Origin of the sequence: Paraburkholderia sp. GAS42, assembly GCF_050436565.1 — a bacterium.
Classification (GTDB): domain Bacteria; phylum Pseudomonadota; class Gammaproteobacteria; order Burkholderiales; family Burkholderiaceae; genus Paraburkholderia.
This window is the reverse complement of sequence record NZ_JBNDML010000008.1, coordinates 246170-264256: the sequence shown is the minus strand read 5'-3', so window position 1 is coordinate 264256 and position 18087 is coordinate 246170. Positions and strand designations below refer to the sequence as shown.

14 protein-coding genes are annotated in these 18087 nt (G+C 62.4%); 9 read left to right on the top strand and 5 right to left on the bottom strand.

All coding sequences use genetic code 11. The annotated features are described in order from the left end of the window. The first annotated feature begins 405 nt into the window (after positions 1–405). Both P3T16_RS14955 and P3T16_RS14950 read left to right on the top strand, forming a co-directional pair. Complete coding sequence (locus P3T16_RS14955) at positions 406–840, top strand: CHRD domain-containing protein (RefSeq protein WP_429342852.1); 435 nt, start codon at positions 406–408, stop codon at positions 838–840. Positions 841–966: 126 nt separating this feature from the next. After that, positions 967–1923, top strand: coding sequence for an alpha/beta hydrolase (locus tag P3T16_RS14950; protein WP_429342851.1), 957 nt, complete (start codon positions 967–969; stop codon positions 1921–1923). Here P3T16_RS14950 and P3T16_RS14945 read toward each other — a convergent pair. After that, positions 1893–2735 (bottom strand): EcsC family protein, encoded by an 843-nt coding sequence (locus tag P3T16_RS14945; protein WP_429342850.1) that lies wholly within the window; start codon positions 2733–2735, stop codon positions 1893–1895. The genes P3T16_RS14950 and P3T16_RS14945 overlap by 31 nt on opposite strands. Positions 2736–2873: 138 nt before the next feature. Here P3T16_RS14945 and P3T16_RS14940 point away from each other — a divergent pair, with 138 nt between their 5' ends. Both P3T16_RS14940 and P3T16_RS14935 read left to right on the top strand, forming a co-directional pair. Further along, positions 2874–4469, top strand: coding sequence for an MDR family MFS transporter (locus P3T16_RS14940; RefSeq protein ID WP_429342849.1), 1596 nt, complete (start codon positions 2874–2876; stop codon positions 4467–4469). A 29-nt stretch (positions 4470–4498) separates the two neighbouring features. Further along, positions 4499–4951, top strand: coding sequence for a MarR family transcriptional regulator (locus P3T16_RS14935; protein ID WP_429254789.1), 453 nt, complete (start codon positions 4499–4501; stop codon positions 4949–4951). A gap of 44 nt (positions 4952–4995) precedes the next feature. Here P3T16_RS14935 and P3T16_RS14930 read toward each other — a convergent pair whose 3' ends face one another. Further along, a complete protein-coding gene (locus P3T16_RS14930; protein WP_429254788.1) occupies positions 4996–6273 on the bottom strand; it encodes an amino acid deaminase in 1278 nt (425 codons plus the stop codon). Between the two features lie 167 nt (positions 6274–6440). On the opposite strand from P3T16_RS14930, the gene P3T16_RS14925 reads away from it, so the two are divergent. The 4 genes from P3T16_RS14925 (at position 6441) to P3T16_RS14910 (ending at position 9815) form a co-directional block, all read left to right on the top strand. Continuing rightward, entirely contained in the window at positions 6441–7331 is an 891-nt protein-coding gene (locus P3T16_RS14925; RefSeq protein WP_429254787.1) for a MurR/RpiR family transcriptional regulator, read from the top strand. A gap of 3 nt (positions 7332–7334) precedes the next feature. Next, entirely contained in the window at positions 7335–8816 is a 1482-nt protein-coding gene (locus P3T16_RS14920) for an N-acyl-D-amino-acid deacylase family protein (protein WP_429254786.1), read from the top strand. Positions 8817–8902: 86 nt separating this feature from the next. Next, entirely contained in the window at positions 8903–9289 is a 387-nt protein-coding gene (locus P3T16_RS14915) for a RidA family protein (RefSeq protein ID WP_090527857.1), read from the top strand. A 346-nt stretch (positions 9290–9635) separates the two neighbouring features. After that, positions 9636–9815 (top strand): hypothetical protein, encoded by a 180-nt coding sequence (locus tag P3T16_RS14910; protein WP_429342848.1) that lies wholly within the window; start codon positions 9636–9638, stop codon positions 9813–9815. A gap of 454 nt (positions 9816–10269) precedes the next feature. On the opposite strand, the gene queF is transcribed toward P3T16_RS14910, so the two are convergent. From queF to ilvA, 3 genes are read right to left on the bottom strand one after another with little or no spacing between them, the layout of a single operon-like run. Further along, on the bottom strand, positions 10270–11094 hold the full coding sequence (gene queF / locus P3T16_RS14905; RefSeq protein ID WP_429254785.1) for an NADPH-dependent 7-cyano-7-deazaguanine reductase QueF: 825 nt from the start codon (positions 11092–11094) through the stop codon (positions 10270–10272). After that, entirely contained in the window at positions 11091–12008 is a 918-nt protein-coding gene (locus P3T16_RS14900; RefSeq protein WP_429254784.1) for a 5'-nucleotidase, read from the bottom strand. The genes queF and P3T16_RS14900 overlap by 4 nt, the downstream gene beginning before the upstream one ends. Positions 12009–12029: 21 nt before the next feature. Then, the gene (gene ilvA, locus P3T16_RS14895) at positions 12030–13553 is read right to left on the bottom strand and encodes a threonine ammonia-lyase, biosynthetic (protein ID WP_429254783.1); all 1524 of its coding nucleotides are present in this window, start codon (positions 13551–13553) and stop codon (positions 12030–12032) included. A gap of 422 nt (positions 13554–13975) precedes the next feature. Between ilvA and P3T16_RS14890 the strand changes: the two genes are divergently transcribed. Beyond that, positions 13976–18070, top strand: coding sequence for a DUF3683 domain-containing protein (locus P3T16_RS14890; RefSeq protein ID WP_429342847.1), 4095 nt, complete (start codon positions 13976–13978; stop codon positions 18068–18070). The last annotated feature ends 17 nt before the right edge of the window (positions 18071–18087 follow it).

Genomic DNA, 18087 nt, shown 5'->3' with positions numbered 1-18087 from the left:
CGGGCACCAGTGATGTTCCGGTCATCAGGGCGCTGCCACCTGTGTTATAGCGCAGCAGCGTTTCTTCCGGAACACCGGGGACGATTGCCGGCCCTGGGAAGCTATGCAGAAGGCGTCTACTCTGCCGGTGGCAATGGTGCGTTGATCCCGACACAGGTCTTCGGTACGAATGCGCCGTCCTCGTCACGTAACCAGGCCGTTGTATCGACGGGTCTGCGTCACCGCTTCTAAAGCGCGCTTTGATGCCGCTCTCATAGCTGAAAAAAGCACCGTTCGCGGTGCTTTTTTTTTTCGTCTCCCGACTTGAGCGCGACGAACGACGTCAGCCGATTTGCACTAGTATGTGGTGCGCCCCGTGCGATCGATCCCTTTGCACCCGGCGCTACACAAGACCAGGAGAACTAGATGATCGCGATTCGCAGACTGAATCTGGCTGTCGTATTGTGGGCATTGGCATCGGGCGTGGCATTCGCGGATACGGTCCAGCTGAAGGCCGATCTGCAACCCTCCAGCGAAGTACCGCCGCGCGTGAGTCACGGACACGGCGATCTGAGTGCGTCGTTCGATACGTCGACGAAAACCCTGCGATGGACAATCACGTACGGCGACCTGTCAGGTCCCGTGACGATGGCGCATTTTCACGGCCCAGCGCCCGTCGGCCAGAACGCGAAGGTGCAGGTGCCGATCGACAAGGGCGCGCTTGCGAACCCGATCAAGGGGTCGGCCACGTTGACCGAACAGCAGGTGACGGATCTGATGGGCGGACAGTGGTACTTCAACGTTCATACCGCGCAGAATCCGAGTGGTGAAATCCGCGGTCAGGTGTTGCCGGCGAACTGACGGACGAGGAACAGCCGGGCCGCCAGAGGCGGCCTTGCGCTGTCCTGGAATCCAGAACCCGTCGTCCAGCACGGTTCGAGCGATCGCACGTACCATCACCGCTTACCTTTCGAGGAGGCTGTGCCGATGAGCTGGCAAAGTGCGCTCGCGTGCTGGTTTCTGCGCAGGCGGTTCCATCCGCAGACCCTGCAACCGAAGATCAGCGTCGAACATGCCCGGGCGCTAACCGCGAAACGTGTCTGGTCGCCACGCGTGCCGCGCGGCTGGACACTGCGCGAGCAGTACCGTCCGGACGACACGCCGCTTCGTGGCGAATGGCTCGAACCGCCTGCTTCTTCTCAAGCGGCGGCGCGACGCACCATTCTCTATCTGCACGGTGGTGGCTATTACTTCTGCTCGCCGCAATCGCATCGCTCGCTCGTATTCGAACTTGCCAGGCGCGCCAATGCGCGGACGTTCTCGCTTGAGTACCGCCTGGCACCCGAGCATCGCTTTCCCGCCGCGCTTGATGATGCCCTCGCGGCCTACCGTCGGCTGCTTGTGGATGGCGTGTCAGCCGGATCGATTGTGATTGCCGGAGATTCCGCGGGCGGTGGCCTCGCGCTTGCGACGCTCGTGGCGCTGCGCGACGCCGGCGATCCGCTGCCCGCCGGTGGCCTCCTGTTTTCACCATGGACCGATCTCGCCGCAACCGGCGATACGATCCACACCAACGATGGCCGCGACCCGATGTTCAGCGGCCCCGCCATCGCGCACGCGGCGCAGATCTATCTGGGCGATACGTCCTCGACGCATCCGTACGCGTCGCCGTTGTACGCCGACCTGCACGGCCTGCCGCCGCTCCTCCTGCAGGCTGGCGACACCGAAGTGCTGCTGGACGACACACGACGCGTCGCCGAAAAGGCGCGCGCGGCGGGCGTTCGCGTCGAATGCGAAATCTGGGCGAAGATGCCGCACGCGTGGCAGATCTTCGCGCCGTTTATTCCGGAGGCGTGCAAGGCGCTCGACAACGCGGCCGCCTTCGTCAACGAGGCAACGTCGACGCGTGCGAATCAGCCGTCGAGCGAGACGTCGATCGTCTGATACGTCGCCTCGACGAGCGGCTGTCCGTACTGACGTTCCAGCCGCCGCACGGTGAAATGGCCGTGCGCGACCTGCTGGAAATGATCGATGAAGACGGTGTTGACCATCGCGCCCAGCACTGCGCCGATCGCCGGGATCGACTTTGCCGCGATCTGTTCGCTGACCTGCACCGAAAAGCGCGAAGCGATCGTGTTGAGCAGCCGCAGCAAGGCCGCCGAGCCATGCGACGTCATGCCTTTCGTGGCGATCTCCGAGGTCGCCTTCGATACCGACTGCGCCAGCGCGCCGCGCACGATGAAATAGCCGAGATCGGCGTCGTCGTCGGCTTTTGACGTGCCGCCCATGCCGAGCACGGTCAGGCATTGCAACTGCGTGTCGATGTCCGACAGGTCCTCACCTTCACTGCGCGCGACGTCGCAGATCGAACGGAACATCAACGTCGTCGTCACGGGCAGTTCGACCGGTAGCGCAAACAGGCCGAAGGCGCCGCCGGCGGCGCCTGTCGTGGCGACAGCGAACTTGTGAAGCAGATTGCTGGGTTTGTCCGGCGCGGCGAATGGGCCGGCGCCGCCATTGCGGCCGAGCGTGCGCAAGGCGATCTGCAGACACTTGCGCAGCGCGGCCTGGGTGGCTTCCGTCACTTTCTCGCTGGCGATGCCCGGCATGCGCGCAATCAGCTTCTCCAGCGGCGCGCCTACGATGCTCGCCAGCTTCATCGCGAGCGCCGGGCTTTCAAGCTCGTGTTTCGCGCGGCGCAGCGCGTTCAGATCCTCGGTCGACAGTTGGTGTGCGGCGCGGGGAATGGATTCCATGACTCTCCCTGAGTGTGCTGGCGATCAGTTCAGCGGCGCGTTTCTGGACGACAGAAGCGCCGGTTCAGCCAGTTTAGAGCCAGCGGGCATGGTATGATTCAATATTCGTTGACCCGTCAACCGTTGCACGATCAAAAAATGGCTGTTCACACCGCTGCTCACCATTCGAGTGGGCAAGTCCTGCCGTTCCGGGAATCGCTGATGGCGATGCTCGGTGTCTCTTTTGTCACGATGCTGGTCGCGCTCGATCAGACCGTGGTCGGCACCGCGCTGCCGACCATCGTCGCCGAACTCAAAGGCTTCGAACTGTACGCGTGGGTCGCGACGTCGTATCTGCTGACGTCGGTGATTACGGTGCCGATCTTCGGGCGTCTCGGCGACTATTACGGGCGCAAGCCGTTCGTGATCGCGTCGATCGTCGTATTCACGGCGGCTTCGGTGCTCTGCGGCATGGCTAACAACATGCTGTTCCTCGTCATCGCGCGTGGATTGCAGGGCATTGGCGGCGGCATGCTGGTTGGCACGGCGTTCGCGTGCATTCCCGATCTCTTTCCCGACTCCGTCGTGCGGCTGCGCTGGCAGGTGCTGATGAGTTCGGCGTTCGGCATCGCAAACGCGGTCGGGCCATCACTGGGCGGTTTTCTCACGCAGTACTACGGCTGGCGCTCGGTGTTTTACGTCAATCTGCCGGTGGGGCTGCTATCGCTGTTTTTTGTGTGGCGCTTCCTGCCGCATCTGCGGCACGTCAAGCACGAGACCAGGATGCAACTCGACTGGCCTGGCGCATTGCTGATCGCTGTCGCGCTCGGCTGCTTGCAGCTCTTCGTCGAAATGCTGCCGAAGCACGGCATTGGCGGTGCGGCGCCCCTGTTGCTGGCGATCAGTGTCGTGTCCGCGTGGGCGCTGTGGCAGTGGGAAAAGCGCTTCCCGCAGCCGATTCTTCCTGTCGACATGTTCCGCAACCGCAGCCTCGCCGCGCTGTTCACGCTCGCGGTGATGGGCGGCTTCACGATGTTTTCGCTGCTGTTCTATGCGCCGCTGCTGTTTCAGGGCGGCTTTGGGTTGTCGCCGAAGGAAGCGGGGCTCGTCATCACGCCGCTCGTCGTGTTCATCACGATCGGCAGCATTGCGAACGGCCGGCTCGTGTCGCGCATGCGCAATCCGAACCTGATGCTGTACATCGGCTTTTCGCTGCTCGCGATTTCGTGTCTTGGTGTGGTCGTCGCGACGCGCGGGATGCCGCACTCGATCCTGATGACGTTCATGATTTTCGGCGGCGTGGGTCTCGGCTTTGTGATGCCGAACCTGACGATTTTCGCGCAGCAGACAGCCGGCCGTGAGCATCTCGGTATCGCGACCGCGCTGCTGCAGTCTTTGCGGATGATCGGCGGGATGATCGGCACGGCGCTGACTGGCACGCTCGTCTCCCATATGTATGCGAACGGCGTGCGCAATGCGCTGGAAAGCGATCACGCGACGCAGTGGTTCGTCGATCTCAGCGATCCACAGATTCTGATCAATCACGACGCGCAGTCGACGCTGCTGGGCCAGCTTGCCCACACCGGACACAATGGCGCGCTGTTGCTCGAAGCCGCGCGTGAAGCGCTTGTTTCCGCGATTCACATCGGCCTTGCGGTCGCTGCGGTGATCGCCATCGCGTCGGTCTGGCAGAGTCGTCGCGTGCCGCCGATCAAGCTTCAACGTCACGTCGAGCCCGTTATCCACGCCGACTGACTTCCCGTCAGCCGCTCTATCGATCAATCATGGAAGAACAGGATCGCATCGCCATTGTTCAGCAGTTCGGACGCACGTACCGTTCGTTCATGTCCGCGTTCGAGGCGCACGTCGGCCATCCGATGCCGCGCTGGCGCATTCTGCTGGCGTTGCACAGTCAGGCGGGCGAGTCGTCGCAGAAGCGGCTGGTCGAGCGTTTGCAGGTCGACCCGGGCGCATTGACGCGACAGCTGAAGACGCTCGAAGGCATGGGCTGGATCGCACGCAGCATGGACGCGCGCGATAACCGCGTGACCAATGTGAAGCTGACCGAAGTGGGGCGCGCGGCGATCGAAGCCAGCATGCCGCGCCGCAATACGTTTCTTCACGAAACGATGGCGGCGCTGCCGGATGACGCGCTCGCGGCGCTGTCGGGCGCGCTTACGATGCTGGAAGCGCGCATCGGTGAAGTGGCCGCGACGTTGCCTGTCGAGCCTGTCTGACGCGCTGCTGATTTCCGTCTTCTGCAGCAAGCGAAAGGCGGGACTCAGAAAAACGTCTCGATCACTTCAGTCACGCGATACGACGGATCGACGACCAGCAACTGACGCCACTTGTCGAACGTCAGGCACGGATGCGAGATGTCGAACGCGATCATGTCGCCGACCTTGATATCGGCGTTCATGGGGATCCGCAGATACGCGTGCTGGTCCATCAGACCGAAGATTTCCCACTTTTCATCTTTCGCGATATTGCGCGGCGCTTTGGTGCCCGGACGATAGTGCTTTGCTGGCTCCGGCATGCCCGCGTCGAACGCGGAATCACGCTTGCCGAGACCGATGATCGCGCGATCCGGCTCGGGAATCGACTGCACGTACGCCCACAGTTGCAGCGCCGGCAGCAGGCCTTCGCCCATCTTCTTCGCGACCGGATTGCGCGCGAAGATGTCGTTCTGCGCCTTCTTGTAGATGCCGACGTCGTGCGTCAGATAGCAGCCTGGACGCAGCACGATTTCGATCTGCCCTTCGGCCGATGCTTTCGCGAATTCTTCCGCGACCACGTCATACCAGGCCGAACCCGCGCCCGACAGGATCGCCGGCGAGCGTGCAAAACGGCCTTCGCTCGAGAGCGTGCGCGTGATGTCGACCGCGTTGCGCAGAAACTCGCGGACCTGACCTTCTTCCTGCAACACGCCTTCATACAGCTCGACGCCTGCGAGCTTCAGCGAATCCGGATAGCGTGCGATCGCTTCGAGGACCGCATTGCGCTGCCCGACGCTACGCACCCCAGTGCGTCCGCCCGGCACGCCGAGTTCGAGCAGCACCTGCAACTGCTTGCGCACCGATCCGAAGAACTTGCCGAGCTGGTCGACGCCGTCCGCCGAATCAACGATGCAGAAAAATTCGAATTCCGGATCGCTCAGCAGTTCCGCGATCATCATCATGTTGCGACGGCCGACCAGCTGGTTCGCCATCAGCACGCGCTGCACGCCGCCGTGATACGCGGCGCGCACCTGATGCGCGGTGGCGAGCGTAATGCCCCACGCGCCGGTTTCCAGCTGGCGACGGAAGAGTTGCGGCGCCATCGTTGTCTTGCCGTGCGGCGCGAGCTTGACGCCATATTCCGCGACAAAAGCCTGCATCCACTTCAGGTTGTGCTCGATACGATCCGCGTACAGCACGGCAGCCGGCAGGCTGACGTCTTCGTCCAGCAGATTCCACTCAAGGCGTGCGGTGTCCGTCAGCTGGATACTGGTGCCCGGAACCATGCCCAAGCCCTTGCTATAAGGATCAATCGTCGCGCCCTGATAGTTTGTAACTTTCATGTACTCCTGCTCCATCGTCCAGTTAAATTGAACCAAAGTTGACAGCTATATCTTAACGAAAGTAGCATGGATCCAGAAATGTTATTTAGTACCATGCCGGTTTCGCGAGCGACAAATATGTTATGTCGCACGATACCCCTTGCCGTGCTGCGTTCCCACCGTTTTCCATGAATTCGACTGCTGAGCCGCTTACTTTCGACATTGTCGCTCGCATCGCCGAGAGCGCGCCCGAGTTGCGCCCGGCCGAGCGCAAGGTCGCCGCGCTGATTCTCGACGATCTGACCGGCGCGGCGCGCGCGAGCATTGGCGCGCTCGCGCAGCAGGCGGGCGTCAGTATCGCGACTGTCACGCGTTTTGCAAAGGCCGTCGGTTGCCGCGACGTGCGCGAACTGAAGCTGCGGCTCGCGCAGGCCGCCGCCGTCGGACAGCGCTTCCTGCAGGCGAACTCGGCTGCTGATGCGCCCGAGCCGCTTGCTACGCGTGTCTTCGACGAATTACAGACCGCGCTTGCCCATAACCACCAGTTGCTGCGTCAGGCGCCGCTCGCGGACGCCGCGGCCGTGCTGCGCGGCGCGCGGATGATCTACGTGTTCGGCATGGGCGGCGGCTCGACAGCGCTCGCCGACGAAATGCGTTTCCGGCTCGTGCGACTGGGTCGTCCGGTGGCGACGTATCAGGACGGTTTGTTGCAGCGCATGGTGGCGAGCACCGTTTCGCGCGATTGCGTGGTGATCGCGCTGTCGACGACGGGCCGCGTGCCGGAGATGGTCGAAAACTGCCGGATCGCGCGCGATTACGGCGCGACGCTGATCGCGCTGACCGCCCCTGCGTCGCCGCTGGCGAAGCTGGCTGACTGGGTGATTCCGATCGTCGCGTTTGAAACTGATTTCATCTACAAGCCGTCGTCGTCGCGTTACGCGATGATGATGGCGCTGGACGTGCTTGTGACCGAGCTGGCCGTCAGCCTCGGCGACGAGAGTCGCGAGTTGCTGCGTCGCATGAAACACGCGCTCGACGCCCATCGCGGCGGCGGCGAACGACAACCGCTAGGAGATTGATCCATGCATTCGCATCCTGAAGCCGCCGATACGCTGATTGTCGGCGCGCAGCTTTACGACGGCACGGGCGCGCCGCCGGTCGAGCGCGACGTCGCGGTGCGCGACGGCAAGATTGTCGCGATCGGCAACCTGTCGAACTGGCTCGCCGAAGAACTGATCGAGGCGAACGGCCGCGCGCTCGCGCCGGGCTTCATCGACGTCCACACGCATGACGACACGCACGTGATCCGCTCACCGCAGATGCTGCCGAAGATCACGCAGGGCGTGACGACGGTGATCGTCGGCAATTGCGGGATCAGTGCTTCGCCGGTCGCGCTGAAGGGCGATCCGCCGGATCCGATGAATCTGCTCGGCGAGCGCGAAGCGTTCAAATACCCGACGTTCGCCGCGTATGTCGAGGCGGTGAACGCGGCGCGGCCGGCCGTGAACGTGGGCGCGCTGATCGGCCACACGGCGTTGCGTAACAACCAGATGGACCGGCTGGATCGCGCGGCGACGGCGCAGGAAATCGAAGGCATGGTCGCGCAGCTGGAAGAGGCGCTGGCGCACGGCGCGCTTGGGTTGAGCAGCGGCCTTGCGTATGGCTCGGCGTTTTCCGCGCCGACCGAAGAAGTGATGGCGCTGGCCGAGCCACTCGCCGCGGCGGGCGCGTTGTACACGACGCACATGCGCACCGAGTTCGACGCGATCCTCGATGCGATGGACGAGGCATATAAGGTCGGTCGCCATGCGCGGGTGCCGGTGATCATTTCGCATCTGAAGTGTGCGGGGCCGTCGAACTGGGGGCGCAGCACGGAGGTGCTGAAGTCGCTGGAGGGCGCGCGCCGGTTGCAGCCGATCGGCTGCGATTGCTATCCATACAACCGCAGCTCGTCGACGCTGGATCTGAAGCAGGTGACGGGCGATATCGACATCACGATCACGTGGTCGGAGCCGCATCCGGAGATGGCGGGCAAGCTCGTGAAGGACATCGCGGCCGAGTGGGGCGTGACGCAGCAGGAAGCGGGCAAACGGCTGCGGCCGGCGGGCGCGGTGTATCACAACATGTCGGAGGACGACGTGCGGCGGATCCTGTCGCATCCGGCGACGATGGTGGGCTCGGATGGTTTGCCGAACGATCCGCTGCCGCATCCGCGGTTGTGGGGCGCGTTTCCGCGTGTGCTCGGACATTACGCGCGCGATACCGGTCTGATTCCGCTGGAAGAGGCGGTGCGGAAGATGACGAGCCTGTCTGCGGGCCGCTTTGGTTTGACGCAGCGTGGCGAGGTGCATGTGGGGTATCACGCTGACCTCGTGCTGTTCGACCCGGCGCGGGTGCGTGATGCAGCGACATTTGAGAAGCCGCAACAGGCTGCTGATGGCATCGACGCGGTGTGGGTGAACGGCGTGTTGTCGTATCGCGATGGGCAGCCGACGGGTGAGCGGGCAGGGCATTTTGTTGCGCGTGGCGCAGCGTCGAAAGGGGATGCGCAGGGCGCGTTCTGATTATCTGGATTTTTGCGTTGTTTATTAACTTTTGCGGTGTGCCTGTTCTATCTGGCGTCGCCGGTTTTTGATTGAGGAGTGGTGTGATGAAGCGTTATGGCGTGGAAGGTGGAAAGGGTACCGGCGGGCAGCATATGCCTTTTGCTCGGGCGGTCGAAGCGGACGGCTGGCTGTTCGTGTCCGGCCAGACGCCGATGGAGAATGGCGAAGTGATCAATGGCGGGATCGTCGAGCAATCGCACAAGGCGATTCAGAACGTTTTTGCCATTCTTAAAGAAGCTGGGTATGGGGCCGAGCACGTTGTTCGCTGCGGTGTATGGCTTGATGATCCGCGCGATTTTGCTTCGTTCAACAAGGTGTTTCGGGAGTATTTTGGCGAGAATCCTCCGGCTCGGGCTTGTGTCGTTTCCAGTATGGTGATTGATTGTCGGGTTGAAGTGGATTGTGTCGCTTATAAGGCGCCTGGCGGCTAGGGTTTTTTGTTGGGCTTTCCCTCGGGCGCTTCTTTCGATGCGTTTGGGTTTTTGTTGGCCTTTCCTTGTAGCCATGTCGGTCTATTAGCGTCGCCCCTGTGCGGGGCGGCACCTACTTTTCTTTGTCCTTGCCAAAGAAAAGTAGGCAAAAGAAAGGCGCCGAAAAGTCTGCTCTTCCTGGCTGTGTGACATACGGGGAATGGCACCCCATGAAGTGTCGCCCCCGCACAGAAACGATATAGGTCCGCGCACGAGACCGCCCGTCGCACAGCACCGTCTGTGACACGGGGCTCATCCACCTCACTCCGCACTGCGTGCGTCGCGGATGGGTTGGCCAGACGGCGGCATGGTCGCACTGCGTACGTCCCGGATGGGTTCGCCGGAAGGCGGCATGGTTGCGCTAGCTCACTGCGCCGCACGCGCGCAGCACGGCGCGGCGATGACGGCGCAAGCGGTCGGCGGTGGAATCGGTCAGGAAGGCACATACGCAAGCGGCCACGCGGAAGCTATGCCGTCGGTGACGTGACGTGAAGGTTATGCCATTCGGCGACGCAACGCGGAGCCGGGTGGATGAGCCCTTTGTCACGAAGTGTGCTGTGCGGGGGATCCGATCGTGCGCGGGCCGATGCCGGGTGAAATGTGGGGGCGACACTTCATGGGGTGCCATTCCCCGGTGATGACGCACCAGGAAGCGAAGAGTTTTCGGCGCCTTTCTTTTGCCTACTTTTCTTTGGCAAGGACAAAGAAAAGTAGGTGCCGCCCCGCACAGGGGCGACGCCAATAGACCGACATGGCTACAAGGAAACGCCAACAAAGACCCCAAAACGCGCCGCAAGAAGCGCCTGTGGGCAAGTAGGTGCCGCCCCGCACAGGGGCGACGCCAATAGACCGACATGGCTACAAGGAAAGGCCAACAAAACCAGAACAACAACAAAACCAGAACAACAACAAATCCAGAACAACAAAAAAACCAAAAAACCTCACTGTCGCGCGGTGCGCAAATTATCCGGCATAGGCAGATTAAAGTTAGTCCGGAACGGATTGATATCGAGCCCACCGCGGCGGGTATACCGCGCATAAACAGCGAGCTTCACAGGCCGGCAGGCCCTAAGTACATCGATAAAGATCCGCTCAACGCATTGCTCATGAAACCCGGTGTGATTGCGATACGAAATGATGTATCGCAACAACCCTGCATGATCGATCTGCGGACCAACATAATGAATCTGGATGCTGCCCCAATCCGGCTGCCCGGTCACAGGGCAATTCGACTTCAGCAGATTGGAGAACAAGGTCTCCTCTACCGGAGCCTCATCTAAAGCAGCAGTCAAAAACGAAGGCTCAGGGTGGTACACAGACGTATCAAGATCGAGCCGATCCAGCGACAACCCCTCAAACTCCTCAAGCGCGAGCTTGCCGAACTCAGCGGGCGGCGCGAGGTGCAACGAAACCGAAGCGCCAGTTGCAGCTGAAACATCCCGCTTGATCGTCTCCCGCACGACATCGATCGACTCAAACGTCGTATGCGCAAACGACCCCAGATACAGCTTGAACGACTTCGACTCGACAATATTCGGCGAATCCGCCGGAATAAAGAACGTCGCCACCGCGATCTGCGGCTTGCCACGCGCGTTCAGCCACGAAAGCTCGTACGCATTCCAGATGTCCGTGCCAAAGAACGGCAACCGTGCGCCAATGCCGATCGCCTCGCGCGCAGCACTGCGTGCGATCGGAAAGAGCAGCGACGCGTCGTACTGTTCCGTATAGGAAGAAGGTTTGCCAAGCGGCGATTGTTCAGGTGTCATGATGCGTTCACGATGCCACTCACGACGTGCCCCGTTGCCGTAACGACACGGGCCGATTCGCAGTGGCGAATTTGGTCGTCGAAGAAAAAGTCCGGTTCGAACTCGCGCAGGAATTCACCTTTGTCGAGCCCACCGAGGAACATCGCTTCGTCGATTTCGATGTTCCACTGCATGAGCGTCCGGATCGCGCGCTCATGCGCCGGCGCCGATCGCGCCGTCACCAGCGCCGTGCGGATGCGCATCGGCGCGGTCTGCGTCGGCGCGGCTTCGTCCGCCAGTTTCTGCAGCCGGTGCAGCGCGCCCAGCAGCGGCTTCAGCGGACCGTCCGCCAGCGGCAGATCTTTCTTGTCGGTCTCGTGACCGACAAATGCGCCCAGCCCATCCTTCTGGAACACGCGCTCTGCTTCGTCGGAAAACAGCACGGCGTCGCCGTCAAAAGCAATGCGAATCTCGTCCGGATGCCTGCTCGCCATTTTCGCCGATTCTGGCAATACGCGTGCAGCCGGGAATCCGGCAGCCAGCGCGTCGCGCACGTCGTCCTGATTGGCCGACAGAAACAGCGACGCGTTCAGCGGCTTCAGATAGCTGAACGGCGCCCGCCCGCGTGTGAATACGCCGCGCTCGATCGCCAGGCCATGCTCGCGGCATGAGCTGAACGCACGCAGCCCGCTGATCGGATCGCTGCGCGACAGGATCACTACTTCGACCCGATGCGCGCCCGCGTTCAGCGCCAGCAGCTTGCGAATCAGCGGAAACGCGACGCCGGGCCGCGCCGGCACGTTCAGGCGTTCGCGCTGCAATGCTTCATACGCCTGCAGGTCGCCCGCCTCGTAGACACGGTTCTCTTCCTCGAAGTCGAACAGCGCCCGCGATGAAATCGCCACGACCAGCTTGTCTTCGAGCGAAAAAGCCATATGCGTCGACGTCCGCCGCCGTCAGGAAAGGAACAGCTTGTAAACCGGATTCGCGCTTTCTTCCCAGTACGGATAGCCCAGCGACGCGAGGAAGCGCGCGAATTCGCCATCTTCCGCGCCCGGCACCTGGATGCCGACGAGAATCGAGCTGTAATCGGCGCCCTGATTCCGGTAATGGAACAGGCTGATATTCCAGTTCGGCGCCATCGATGATAAAAACTTCATCAACGCGCCCGGCCGCTCCGGAAACTCGAAGCGGAACAGGCGTTCGTCGTGCGCGAGCGGCGAGCGGCCGCCCACCATATAGCGGATGTGCTGCTTCGACAATTCGTCGTTGGTCAGGTCGACAGTGGCGAAATTGTGTCCCTCGAACGCCTTCGCGATCTCGGCCGATTCGCCGCGGTTTTTGATCTGCACGCCGACGAAGATGTGCGCCGATTTTGCGTCGGCGATCCGGTAGTTGAACTCGGTGACGCTACGCGTGCCCACCAGTTCGCAGAAGCGTTTGAAGCTGCCACGCTCTTCCGGAATCGTCACGGCGAACACCGCTTCACGCGCTTCACCCACTTCGGCGCGTTCCGCCACAAAACGCATCCGGTCGAAGTTCATGTTCGCGCCGGACGTCACCGCGATCAGCGTCTGGTTCTCGATGCCTTCGCGTTCCGTGTACTGCTTCGCGCCCGCCACGGCGAGCGCGCCCGCTGGTTCGAGCACGCTGCGCGTGTCCTGGAAGACGTCCTTGATCGCCGCGCACAGCGCGTCGGTGTTCACGACGAGGACGTCGTCGAGATATTCCTTGCACAGGCGGAAGGTTTCCTCGCCGACCAGCTTGACGGCCGTGCCGTCCGAAAACAGACCGACCTCGTTCAGCGTGACACGCTCGCCCGCCTTCAGCGACTGCGCCATCGCGCACGAATCTTCGGTCTGCACGCCGATGACCTTGATCTCCGGCCTCACGGCCTTGACGTACGCCGCGACGCCCGCCGCAAATCCGCCCCCGCCGATCGGCACGAAGATCGCGTGAATCGGGCCCTGATGCTGACGCAGAATTTCCATCGCGACCGTACCCTGGCCGGCGATCACGTAAGGATCGTCGAACGGATGAACGAACGTCAGGCCACGCTCTTCCTGCAGTCTGGTGGCGTGCCCGTAGGCGTCGCTAAACGATTCACCGAACTGCACGACTTCGACTGTCGGGCCGCCGTGGGCGCGCACCGCATCGACCTTGACCTGCGGCGTCGTAACGGGCACCACGATGATCGCCTTCACGCCAAGCCGCGCCGCCGACAGCGCCACGCCCTGCGCATGATTGCCCGCCGACGCGGTAATCACGCCACGTTCCAGCGCGTCCGCCGGCAGGTTCACCATCTTGTTGTACGCGCCGCGCAGCTTGAACGAGAAAACCGGCTGGTTATCCTCACGCTTCAGATAAATCGGGTTGCGCAGCCGTGCCGACAGATTCGGCGCACGTTCGAGCTCGGTCTCGCGGGCGACGTCGTAGACGCGCGCGGTCAGGGTTTTCTTCAGATAGTCGTGGGAAGCCATGCGGGTGGCGCGCGATGCGCTTTACGGGACGGGAAAGGGTCAATAATAGCGCCAACCGCCCTCCGGCTGGCCACACGCACCCCAGCATCAGCCATTCGGCTGCCCCTTCGCAGCCTTCTCCCACCTCCGGCGCGCACCCTGATCATGCGTTAGAATCCTATTTTGGAACAAGGATCGGAAGATGCACTGGCAGCCCCGGATCGACCATTTGATGCCCGCACCGCGTGAGTCCCGTCCCGCGGCGCAGCGGCACGTCCGGCATGCACGATCGTGTAGCTGCTAGGCGCATGAAGACGCCGATGTGAGTCGCCATCGGCGGGCTTCGCTCCACAGAAAAGATTTCCAGAATTGCGCCCCACGCGCACTGTCAGCTAGCCCCTTCATCTGGAGCGGGCGTTGCTGACCCACCGAGTCGTCCGAATATGAACGCACCTCAAGTTTTCGATCCGCACGGCGCCGCTGCCGCGGTAGCCGTCGACCTCGAACCGCGCCTGCGCGAAATTCCCTATAACTACACGTCGTTTTCTGATCGCGAGATTGTCATCCGGCTGCTCGGCGATGATGCGTGGGCCGCGCTCGCCGAACTGCGCGCCGAACGCCGTACCGGCCGCTCGGCGCGGATGCTGTACGAAGTGCTCGGCGATATCTGGGTCGTGCGCCGCAATCCGTATCTGCAGGACGACCTGCTCGACAACCCGAAGCGCCGCGCGCTGCTGATCGAGGCGCTGAACCACCGTCTTACCGAGATCGAGAAGCGTCGTAGAGCCGACCTGATCGAGCACAGCGACGAAGCAGGCGTCGACCGCGCCGCGCGCGTCGAAACGCTGGTCGGCGCCGCGCGCCGTGCCGTCGCCGATTTCGCGAGCGAGTTCGAGAAGACCGCCGACCTGCGCAAACGCGCGACCAAAGTCCTCGGCCGTCAGACGCAGAAGGACAACATCCGCTTCGACGGCCTGTCACGCGTCTCGCACGTCACTGACGCCACCGACTGGCGCGTCGAATACCCCTTCGTCGTCCTGACGCCGGATACCGAAGCCGAAATCGCCGGCCTGATCAAGGCGTGCTTCGAACTCGGGCTGACCGTGATCCCGCGCGGAGGCGGCACGGGCTACACGGGCGGCGCGGTACCGCTCACGCCGTTCTCGGCCGTCATTAACACTGAAAAGCTCGAAGAACTCGGCGCGGTCGAGATGACCGAACTGCCGGGTCTCGATCGCCGCGTCGCGACTATCTTCTCGGGCGCGGGCGTCGTTACGCGTCGTGTAACCGAAGCGGCCGAGCAGGCCGGCTTTGTGTTCGCGGTCGATCCGACGTCGCTCGACGCATCGTGCATCGGCGGCAACGTCGCGATGAACGCAGGCGGCAAGAAGGCCGTGCTGTGGGGCACCGCGCTCGATAACCTCGCCTGGTGGCGCATGGTCGACCCGGAAGGGAACTGGCTCGAAGTCACGCGCCTCGACCACAACATGGGCAAGATCCATGACATCGCGGTAGCGCGCTTCGAACTGAAGTGGTTCGACGGTGAGTACGCGCCGGGCGAAAAGCTGCTGCGCACGGAATCGCTCAACATTGAAGGCAAGCGCTTCCGCAAGGAAGGCCTCGGCAAGGACGTCACCGATAAATTCCTCGCGGGCCTGCCCGGCATCCAGAAGGAAGGCTGCGACGGTCTGATCACGTCGGCTCGCTGGGTGCTGCACAAGATGCCCGCGAATACGCGCACCGTCTGCCTTGAATTCTTCGGCCAGGCGCGCGAGGCGATTCCGAGCATCGTCGAGATCAAGGATTACCTGTTCGAAACGTCGAAGAAGGGCGGCGCGATTCTCGCGGGCCTGGAACATCTCGACGAGCGCTATCTGCGCGCCGTCGGTTATGCGACCAAGTCGAAGCGCAATGCGTTTCCGAAGATGGTGCTGATCGGCGACATCGTCGGTGACGATGCGGATGCCGTCGCGCACGCCACGTCGGAAGTCGTGCGGATGGCGAACGGCAAGAGCGGTGAAGGCTTCGTCGCGGTCAGCGCCGAGGCGCGCAAGCGCTTCTGGCTCGACCGCAGCCGCACCGCTGCGATCGCGAGACACACGAACGCGTTCAAGATCAACGAAGACGTCGTGATTCCGCTCAATCGCATGGGCGAGTACACGGACGGCATCGAGCGCATCAACATCGAGCTGTCGGTCAAGAACAAGCTGCAACTGGTCGATGCGCTCGAAGCGTTCTTCAAGGCCGGCAAGCTGCCGCTCGGCAAGAGCGACGACGCGAACGAAATCCCGAGCGCCGAACTGCTCGAAGACCGCGTGCAACAGGCGCTGGATCTGCTGAAGCACGTGCGCACGCGCTGGGAATTCCTGCGCGACAAGCTGGATCTGTCGCTGCGTGAGGCGCAGCACTATCTGGTGCAGCTCGGCTACGAAGGTCTCGCGGAGAAATTCGCGGACCGCGTCGACGCGCAACCGGAAGCCACCGTTTTCCACGTAACGCAGGACCGCACGGTACGCGTGTCGTGGAAGGCGGAGATTCGCGCGGAACTGCGCCAGATCTTCGCGGGCGGTGAGTTCAAGCCGATCCTCGACGAAGCGCAGGCAATCCACAAGCAGGTGCTGCGCGGCCGCGTGTTCGTCGCGCTCCACATGCACGCGGGCGACGGCAATGTTCATACGAACATCCCCGTCAACTCGGATAACTACGAGATGCTGCAGGACGCCCACACGGCGGTCGCGCGCATCATGAAGCTTGCGCGTTCGCTTGATGGCGTGATTTCCGGCGAGCACGGCATTGGCATTACGAAGCTCGAATTCCTGACCGAAGACGAAATCGGTGAATTCCGCGCGTATAAGCAGCGCGTCGACCCGCATGGCCGCTTCAACGCGGGCAAGCTGCTGCCGGGCGCCGATCTGCGCAACGCATACACGCCGAGCTTTGGCCTGATGGGCTACGAGTCGCTCATCATGCAGCAGTCCGATATTGGCGCGATCGCCGATTCGATCAAGGACTGCCTGCGCTGCGGCAAGTGCAAGCCGGTGTGCGCGACGCACGTGCCGCGCGCGAATCTGCTGTACAGCCCGCGCAACAAGATTCTCGCCACTTCCTTGCTGGTCGAGGCGTTCCTGTACGAAGAGCAGACCCGCCGCGGCGTGTCGATCAAGCACTGGGACGAGTTCAACGACGTCGCCGATCACTGCACGGTGTGTCACAAGTGCGTGACGCCGTGTCCGGTGAAGATCGACTTCGGCGACGTGACGATGAACATGCGCAACCTGCTGCGCAAGATGGGCAAGAAGAAGTTCAATCCGGGCAACGCAGCCGGCATGTTCTTCCTCAACGCGACGAATCCGCAGACCATCAACCTCGCGCGTACCGCGATGATGGGCATCGGTTACAAGGCGCAGCGCCTCGGCAACGACGTGCTGAAGAAGTTCGCGAAGAAGCAGACGGCGCATCCGCCGGCGACGGTCGGCAAGCCGCCGGTCACGCAGCAGGTGATCCACTTCATGAACAAGAAGATGCCGGGCAATCTGCCGAAGAAAACGGCGCGCGCGCTGCTCGACATCGAAGACAACAAGATCGTGCCGATCATCCGTAATCCGAAGACGACTACGGCCGATTCGGAAGCGGTGTTCTACTTCCCGGGCTGCGGCTCGGAGCGGCTGTTCTCGCAGGTTGGCCTGGCAACGCAGGCGATGCTGTGGGAAGCGGGCGTGCAGACGGTGCTGCCGCCGGGTTATCTGTGTTGCGGCTATCCGCAGCGCGGCTCGGGTCAGTACGACAAGGCCGAGAAGATCGTCACGGATAACCGCGTGCTATTCCACCGCGTCGCGAACACGCTGAACTACCTCGACATCAAGACGGTCGTGGTGTCGTGCGGCACGTGTTACGACCAGCTGGCCGGCTATGAATTCGAGAAGATTTTCCCGGGCTGCCGGATCATCGACATTCACGAATTCCTGCTCGAAAAGGGCATCAAGCTGGAAGGCGTGACCGGCACGCGCTACATGTATCACGACCCGTGTCACACGCCGATCAAGACGATGGACCCGGTGAAGCTCGTGAACGAGTTGATGGGTTCTGAACACGACGGCTACACGATCGAGAAGAACGATCGTTGCTGCGGTGAATCGGGCACGCTCGCGGTGACGCGTCCGGATATCTCGACGCAGGTCCGCTTCCGTAAGGAAGAGGAAATGCGCAAGGGCGCGGCGAAGCTGCGCGGCATTCCGCTGGTTGGCGAAGCGGGCGCGAACGCGATCAATCCGGCGAATGCGTCGGCTGGCGCCGCGGGTGCGGCTGAAGGTTCAGTGCTGAAGGCCGGCAACGGCCCGCAGCCGGGCAACGTGCCCGACATCAAGATCCTGACGAGCTGCCCGTCGTGCCTGCAGGGCCTGTCGCGCTACAACGAAGACTCGGGCACTGAAGCGGATTACATCGTCGTCGAAATGGCGCGTCACGTGCTGGGCGAAAACTGGATGGCTGATTACGTGCAACGTGCGAACAATGGCGGAATCGAGCGCGTGCTGGTCTAATGACACGGCTGACATAT